The sequence below is a fragment of the Mycobacterium asiaticum genome (assembly GCF_001673365.1).
Lineage (GTDB): Bacteria > Actinomycetota > Actinomycetes > Mycobacteriales > Mycobacteriaceae > Mycobacterium > Mycobacterium asiaticum_A.
Genome location: NZ_LZLS01000081.1, coordinates 20866 through 28947 on the forward strand (window position 1 = coordinate 20866; position 8082 = coordinate 28947).

Here is an 8082-nt window from a genome sequence, read left to right on the forward strand (position 1 = left end):
GTGACCACATCGAAGGAGCAGGATGCGATCGTGAGCGCATCTGTCATCGGCTGCGTGGGCACCCTGATCGTGCCCACCCGCGGTGCCGACGGAACCGGCGAAGTGCTCCTGGCGGTGCGGGGTTCCAAGGAGACTTTCCTCGCCCGCTCCGATAATCCCCTACCCAAAGGCACCAAGGTTCTCGTCGTCGAGACCCACGGCCCGCGAACGGTCGTCGTCGAACCTTGGCACGACCCCACTTTCATCTGAAAACGAAAACATAAGGAGTACAACAATGCTCGGTTACAGGGTGCCCGCTCCCGACGAGGCCATGCTGATTTCCGGCGGCAAAGCCAAGGGCAATGCGCCCTTTCGCGTAGTCACCGGCCACGGCGCGTTCGTCATACCCTTCTTCCGCAAGGCCGCGTTTCTGACCCTGGCCATGTGCGAGGCGGAGGTCGCCGACAAATGCGTCACCCAGCAGGGCATCACCCTCAACGTGCGGGCGGTGATCGCGTTCAAGGTCGGCAACGACCCGGAGAGCATCATCGCCGCGGCCCAACGATTCTTGTCTGAACAGGACCAGATGTCGGTGCTTACCGGGCGGATCTTCGCCGGGCACCTGCGCTCGATCATCGGCTCGATGACCGTCGAGCAGATCATCCGGGAACGCCAGAAGTTGGCCACCGAGGTGCTCGATGGATCCAAGGAGGAGATGGCCCGCATCGGTCTCAGCGTCGACGCCCTGCAGATCCAGTCCATCGACGACGGCGGGATCGGCTACATCAACGCAATGGCGGCACCACACAACGCCGCCGTCCAGCAGCAGGCGCAGATCGCCCAGGCCCAGGCGAACCAGAAGGCCGCCGAGGCCGAGCAGGAGTCCCAGCGCAAGCAGGCCGAATTCGCCCGGGAGACAGCCATCGTCAAGGCTCAGTACAAAGCCGAAGTGGACAAGGCTCAGGCAGAGGCCGGCCAGGCCGGCCCGCTGGCCGAGGCCGAGGCACAGCGCGAGGTGTTGGCGATGAGGACCGAATTAGCCCAGCGTGCAGCGGAACTGCGCCAGCAGGAGCTGGTGGCCGAAGTGGTCAAGCCCGCCGAGGCCGAAGCCGAACGCGTCCGCATCCTGGCCGTCGCCGACGCCGAGAAGATGAAGATCCAGGCCGAGGCGGCGGCGTCGCACAACCGGGTGGCCCTGGACCGCATGATCATCGACCAACTGCCAGACATCGTGGACAAGGCAGCACGCGGGCTGGCGGGTTCGAATCTGACCGTGCTCAACGGCGCCGAGGGCATCAGCCAGGTCACCAGCGGACTGGTGTCCCAAGGCTTGGCGATTTTCGACGCCGTACGAAATGGACTCTCGCAATACGACGACGAGGCCCCAGCGGATGGGGAGGTAGTGCCGTTCACGCAGAAAGAAGGCACCTAGCACTACGCAATACCAGTGACGGCGGGCGTGTTCTGGGGTATCACTGAACGGCACCCATCCGAGAGGAGGCCCGCGACGTGAGCGAGGAAACCCAGTCAACGGACCTGGCGGCCGCGGCGCGCGAGAACCTCGCCGCCGAGTTGGACCGGCTCCGGCAACGGCGCGACCGCCTCGAAGTCGAGGTCAGGAACGACCGCGGCATGGTCGGCGACCACGGTGACGCGGCCGAAGCCATCCAGCGCGCCGACGAGTTGGCCGTGCTCGCTGACCGGATCAACGAACTCGACCGCCGGTTGAAGGCCGGCCCTCCGGAGCCGGACCCCTCTGGGGCATTGCCCGGTGGCACCGAAGTCACGCTGCGGTTCGCCGACGGTGAAGTGGTCACCATGCACGTGATCTCGATCGTCGAGGAGACACCGGCCGGTCACGAAGGCGAGACGCTGACCGCGCGCAGCCCGCTGGGACAGGCCCTGGCCGGCCATCAGGCCGGCGACACCGTGACCTACTCCACCCCACAGGGGCCCAGCCAGGTCGAACTGATCTCGGTGAAGTTGCCCACCTAGACTGCCTCACGATGATCCCGCTCGAGCCTGATGCCGAACCCGCCGGGCAGCATCTGCACCTCACCACCCAGGCGCTGCGGTTCCTCATCACCGGCGCGTTCTCCGCGGTGGTCGACTTCGGGCTCTACCTGATCCTGTTGAAGGTGGTGGGCCTGCAGCTCGACCTGTCCAAAGCGCTCTCGTTCATCGTCGGCACGATTACCGCATACCTGATCAACCGGCGCTGGACCTTCCGGGCCGCGCCGAGCGCTGCCCGCTTCGTCGGCGTCATGACGTTGTACGCCATCACCTTCTCGGTCCAGGTCGGCCTGAACCATCTCTTTGTGGCGCTATTGGACTACCGGGCCTGGGCGATACCCGTCGCGTTCGTGATCGCGCAGGGCACCGCGACGGTGATCAATTTTGTCGTGCAACGAACCGTGATCTTCCGCATCCGCTGAGCCTCCGCGGGGAGGCGGTACCCTCTTTGACGATGTCGAGCAGCGATACGAACACCACTGCCACCCGGCTGACCGGGTGGGGACGAACAGCGCCATCAGTGGCAGAGGTGCTGCGTACGCCCGACGCCGAGGTGATTGCGAAGGCGGTCGTCCGCGCGGCCGAGTCTGACGGGTCCCGGGGCGTGATCGCCCGCGGGCTGGGGCGGTCCTACGGCGACAACGCCCAGAACGGCGGCGGGCTGGTCATCGACATGACCGCGCTGAACAAGATCCATTCGCTCAACGCCGAGACCAAGCTCGCTGACGTCGACGGCGGGGTCAACCTCGACCAGCTGATGAAGGCGGCGCTGCCGCTCGGCCTGTGGGTACCGGTGCTGCCCGGGACCCGGCAGGTCACCATCGGCGGCGCCATCGGGTGCGACATCCACGGCAAGAACCACCACAGCGCCGGCAGCTTCGGCAACCACGTCAGGTCGATGGATCTGCTGCTGGCCAGCGGCGAGGTGCGCAGGCTCACCCCGGACGGTGAGGACGCCGAGCTGTTCTGGGCCACCGTCGGCGGCAACGGCCTGACCGGGATCATCCTGCGCGCCACCATCGAGATGACGCCAACCGAGACGGCCTATTTCATCGCCGACGGCGACGTCACCGCCACCCTCGACGAGACGATCGCGCTGCACAGCGACGGCAGCGAGAACAACTACACCTACTCCAGTGCTTGGTTCGACGCGATCAGCGCGCCGCCGAAGCTGGGCCGGGCGGCGGTATCCCGCGGCTCGCTGGCGAGGCTTGACCAGCTCCCCGCCAAGCTGCAGCGTGACCCGCTGAAATTCGATGCGCCGCAACTACTTACGTTCCCGGATGTGTTTCCGAACGGGCTGGCCAACAAATACACCTTCATGCCGATCGGCGAATTGTGGTACCGCAAATCCGGTACCTACCGAGGCAAAATCCAGAACCTGACGCAGTTCTACCACCCGCTGGACATGTTCGGAGAGTGGAACCGCGCCTTCGGGCCAGCCGGGTTCGGCCAGTACCAGTTCGTGGTGCCCACCAACGCCGTCGAAGAATTCAAGGGCATCATCGCCGACATCCAAAAGTCGGGGCACTACTCGTTTCTCAACGTGTTCAAGCTGTTCGGCCCCGGCAACCAGGCGCCGCTGAGTTTCCCGATCCCGGGCTGGAATGTCTGCGTGGATTTTCCGATCAAGCCGGGACTCAACGAGTTTCTCAACGAGCTCGACCGTCGCGTACTTCAATTCGGCGGCCGGCTCTACACCGCAAAAGACTCCCGAACCACCGCGGAGACCTTTCACGCCATGTATCCCCGCATCGACGAGTGGATTGCCCTGCGCCGCAAGGTCGATCCTTCCGGGGTCTTCGCTTCCGACATGGCCCGACGCTTGGAGCTGCTCTAGATGGTCCTCGATGCCGTGGGTAACCCCCAGTCCATTCTGTTGCTCGGTGGAACATCCGAGATTGGATTGGCGATTTGCGAACGCTATCTGCGCAACGCCTCAGCGCGAATTGTGTTGGCCGCCATGCCCGAAGACCCCGGCCGTGACGACGCGGTCGCGCAGCTGAAGGCGGCCGGTGCTCGCGCGGTGGAGCTGGTCGACTTCGACGCCCTGGAATCCGACACGCATCCCAAGGTGATCGACGAGTGTTTCGCCAACGGCGACATCGACGTGGCCATCGTCGCGTTCGGCTTGCTCGGCGACTCCGAGGAACTGTGGCAGAACCAGCGCAAGGCCGTGCAGATCGCCGAGATCAACTACACCGCAGCGGTTTCGGTGGGGGTGCTGCTGGGTGAGAAGATGCGCGCCCAGGGCTTCGGGCAAATCATCGCGATGAGCACGGTGGCCGGTGAGCGGGTGCGCCGATCCAACTTCGTCTACGGTTCCACCAAAGCGGGTTTGGACGGCTTCTACCTTGGACTGTCAGAGGCGCTGCGCGAGTACGGGGTTCGGGTCCTGGTGATCCGACCGGGGCAGGTGCGTACCCGGATGAGCGCCCACGTCAAAGAAGCTCCGTTGACGGTGGACAAGGAGTACGTCGCCAACCTCGCGGTGACCGCGTCCGCAAAAGGTAAGGAATTGGTTTGGGCGCCAGGCGCATTCCGTTACGTGATGATGGTGCTGCGGCACGTCCCGCGGAGCATCTTCCGCAGGCTGCCAATCTAACTATGCCGAGCTGGGGGCACCGCCCGCTTGCGGCTGCTCGCGCGGGGAACGCGCTAGCCACCTTCGGCCAGATGCTGGCGGCGGCCGCGGTTGCGGTCGCGGTGTCCGTCGTCGCCCTACTGGCCATCTCGCGCGTGCAGTGGCCGGCTTTCCCGTCGTCCAACCAGTTGCGCGCCCTGACCACCGTCGGCCAGGTGGGTTGCCTGGCCGGGCTACTCGCCGTCGGTTGGGTGTGGCGGCAGGGCAGGTTTCGACGGCTGGCACAGCTGGGCGCTCTGGTGTTCGTGTCGGCGTTCACCGTGGTGACGCTGGGCATGCCGCTGGGAGCGACCAAGCTCTACCTGTTCGGCATCTCGGTCGACCAACAGTTCCGCACCGAGTACCTGACCCGCCTGACCGACAGCCCCGCGCTGCGCGACATGACCTACATCGGTCTGCCGCCGTTCTACCCGCCAGGGTGGTTCTGGATCGGCGGACGGGCGGCGGCGCTGACCGGGACCCCCGCTTGGGAGATGTTCAAGCCGTGGGCGATCACGTCGATCACCATCGCGGCCGCGGTGGCGCTGGTGCTGTGGTGGCGGATGGTCCGCTTCGAGTACGCGCTGGCGGTGACCATCGCGACGACGGCGGTCACGCTGGCCTACAGCTCACCGGAGCCCTACGCCGCGATGATCACCGTGCTGCTGCCGCCGGTGCTTGTTTTGACGTGGTCGGGTCTGCGCGCGAGCGGCCGGCCTCGCGTCGAGCGTGACGCTAGCTTCACGCTCGGCGGCAGTGGGTGGGCGGCGATCGTCGGGGCCGGGCTGTTCCTCGGCTTCGCCGCCACCTGGTACACCCTGTTGGTCGCCTACAGCGCGTTCACCATGACGCTGATGGCGCTCGGACTGGCCGCTGCGCGCTGGCGCACGCATGGCTTCAAGGCAGCGCTCGACTCGGTGCGCCGGCTGGTCGTGATCGGCGTCATCGCCGCGGCCATCGGGTCCATCACCTGGCTGCCCTACCTGCTGCGCACGCTGAGCGCACCAGTCAGCGGCACCGGCAGCGCCCAGCACTACCTACCCGCCGACGGTGCGCAGCTGACCTTCCCGATGCTGCAGTTCTCGCTGCTGGGCGCGATCTGCATGCTGGGCACGCTGTGGCTGATTGTGAAGGCACGGTCGTCGGTCCGGGCCGGAGCCCTGGCACTGGGGGTGCTTGCCGTCTACCTGTGGTCGCTGCTGTCGATGCTGACCACGCTGGCACGCACCACCCTGCTGTCGTTCCGGCTGCAGCCCACGCTGTCGGTGCTGCTGGTGACCGCCGGGGTGTTCGGCTTCTTCGAAGTGGCCCAAGCGCTGCGCCGAGACTGGATCGGCAACCGAGCGGTACTCCCGGTGGCCGCGGCGATCGGTCTGACCGGAGCGATCGCATTCAGCCAGGACATCCCCGACGTGCTGCGTTCCGACCTGACCATCGCCTACACCGACACCGACGGCGACGGACAACGCGGCGACCGGCGACCGCCCGGCTCGGAGAAGTACTACGCCGCGGTCGATGCCGCCATCACAAAGACGACCGGCAAACCGCGCGACGAGACCGTGGTTTTAACCGCGGACTACAGCTTCCTGTCGTTCTATCCCTACTGGGGATTCCAGGGTTTGACCTCGCACTACGCCAATCCGCTGGCCCAGTTCGACAAGCGCGCCGCAGCGATCGAAAGCTGGTCCAAACTCAAGACGGCAGACGAGCTGGTGCAGGCTCTGGACAAGCTGCCGTGGCCGCCGCCGACCGTGTTCCTGATGCGCCGCGGTGCCGGAAACACCTACACCTTGCGGCTGGCCGAAGACGTCTACCCCAATCAACCCAATGTTCGTCGCTATACCGTCGACCTCAAGGCGGCCCTATTCAGCGATCCACGTTTCGTGGTCGAGACCATCGGCCCGTTCGTGCTGGCGATCCGTAAGCCGAGTAGCTGATGGCCGCGCCGGCCCGCATCGTCGCCCGGCTGACCCTAATTGCCGGCCTTCTCAGCGGGCCGCGCCGGCCCGCATCGTCGCCCGGCTGACCCTAATTGCCGGCCTTCTCAGCGGGCCGCGCCGGCCCGCATCGTCGCCCGGCTGACCCTAATTGCCGGCCTTCTCAGCGGGCCGCGCCGGCCCGCATCGTCGCCCGGCTGACCCTAATTGCCGGCCTTCTCAGCGGGCCGCGCCGGCCCGCATCGTCGCCCGGCTGACCCTAATTGCCGGCCTTCTCAGCGGGCCGCGCCGGCCCGCATCGTCACCCGGCTACCATCTACCTCCGTGAGCGATGCGGGCGCAAACTACCGGATCGCTCGGCTTGTCGCCGTCGTCGCCGGGCTGCTCGGAACCGTCCTCGCCCTGGCCACCCCATTCCTACCGGTCGACCAGACCACGGCTGAGCTCAACTGGCCGCAGAACGGCACCTACAGCAGCGTCGAAGCGCCGCTGATCAGTTACGTGGCCACCGACCTGAACATCAGCGTGCCGTGCCAAGCCGCCGCCGGGCTGGCCGGACCCCAGAACGCCGGCAAGACCGTGCTGCTGTCCACGGTGCCCAAGCAGGCACCAAAGGCGGTCGACCGCGGCCTGCTGCTACAGCGCGTCAACGAGGACCTGGTGCTCATCGTCCGCAACGTGCCGGTGGTCGCGGCTCCGTTGAGCCAGGTACTGAGCCCGGGCTGCCAGAAGCTGACCTTCACCGCACACGCGGACCGGGTCATCGGCGAGTTCGTCGGACTCAAGCAAGGCCCGACCACCGAGCATCCCGGCGAGCCGCTGCGCGGTGAGAAGAGCGGCTACGACTTCCGACCCCAGATCGTCGGCGTCTTCACCGACCTGTCCGGACCGGCCCCTCCCGGGCTGAGCTTCTCCGCGACGGTCGACACCCGCTACAGCAGCAGCCCGACGCCGCTAAAGATGGCCGCGATGGTCCTCGGCCTGCTGATGACCGCGGCGGCGCTCGTTGCGCTGCACGTCCTCGACACCGCCGACGGCACCAGGCACCGGAGGTTCCTGCCCTCGCGCTGGTGGTCGATCGGCGGGCTGGACGCACTGGTGATCGTGGTGTTGGTGTGGTGGCACTTCGTCGGCGCCAACACCTCCGACGACGGCTACATCCTGACCATGGCGCGGGTGTCCGAGCACGCCGGCTATATGGCCAACTACTACCGGTGGTTCGGCACGCCGGAGGCGCCGTTCGGCTGGTACTACGACCTGCTCGCGCTGTGGGCCCACGTCAGCACCACCAGCATTTGGATGCGGCTGCCGACCCTGGCAATGGCGTTGACGTGCTGGTGGGTGATCAGCCGCGAAGTCATCCCACGGCTCGGATATGCGGTCAAGAAGAGCCGCGCGGCCGCGTGGACGGCGGCCGGCATGTTCCTGGCGGTCTGGCTGCCGCTGGACAACGGCCTGCGCCCCGAACCGATCATCGCCCTGGGCATCCTGCTGACCTGGTGCTCGGTGGAGCGCGCCGTGGCAACCAGC

8 protein-coding genes are annotated in these 8082 nt (G+C 66.5%); all 8 read left to right on the top strand.

Features of this window, described 5'->3' with window-relative positions; translation table 11 throughout:
* Entirely contained in the window at positions 1 to 249 is a 249-nt protein-coding gene (locus A5634_RS08585) for an NfeD family protein (RefSeq protein WP_155769437.1), read from the top strand.
* 25 nt (positions 250 to 274) lie between these two features.
* A complete protein-coding gene (locus A5634_RS08590) occupies positions 275 to 1411 on the top strand; it encodes an SPFH domain-containing protein (protein ID WP_065143625.1) in 1137 nt (378 codons plus the stop codon).
* A gap of 77 nt (positions 1412 to 1488) precedes the next feature.
* On the top strand, positions 1489 to 1974 hold the full coding sequence (locus A5634_RS08595; RefSeq protein WP_065143626.1) for a GreA/GreB family elongation factor: 486 nt from the start codon (positions 1489 to 1491) through the stop codon (positions 1972 to 1974).
* A gap of 74 nt (positions 1975 to 2048) precedes the next feature.
* On the top strand, positions 2049 to 2414 hold the full coding sequence (locus A5634_RS08600; RefSeq protein WP_155769439.1) for a GtrA family protein: 366 nt from the start codon (positions 2049 to 2051) through the stop codon (positions 2412 to 2414).
* Positions 2415 to 2446: 32 nt separating this feature from the next.
* On the top strand, positions 2447 to 3832 hold the full coding sequence (locus tag A5634_RS08605) for an FAD-binding oxidoreductase (RefSeq protein WP_065143628.1): 1386 nt from the start codon (positions 2447 to 2449) through the stop codon (positions 3830 to 3832).
* Positions 3833 to 4597: a decaprenylphospho-beta-D-erythro-pentofuranosid-2-ulose 2-reductase gene (locus tag A5634_RS08610; protein WP_065143629.1), complete on the top strand. Its 765-nt coding sequence runs from the start codon at positions 3833 to 3835 to the stop codon at positions 4595 to 4597. It begins immediately after the preceding gene.
* Positions 4598 to 4599: 2 nt separating this feature from the next.
* Positions 4600 to 6552, top strand: coding sequence for a galactan 5-O-arabinofuranosyltransferase (locus A5634_RS08615; RefSeq protein ID WP_065143630.1), 1953 nt, complete (start codon positions 4600 to 4602; stop codon positions 6550 to 6552).
* A gap of 324 nt (positions 6553 to 6876) precedes the next feature.
* The coding region (locus A5634_RS08620; RefSeq protein WP_216638725.1) for an arabinosyltransferase domain-containing protein at positions 6877 to 8082 on the top strand (1206 nt) is incomplete at its 3' end.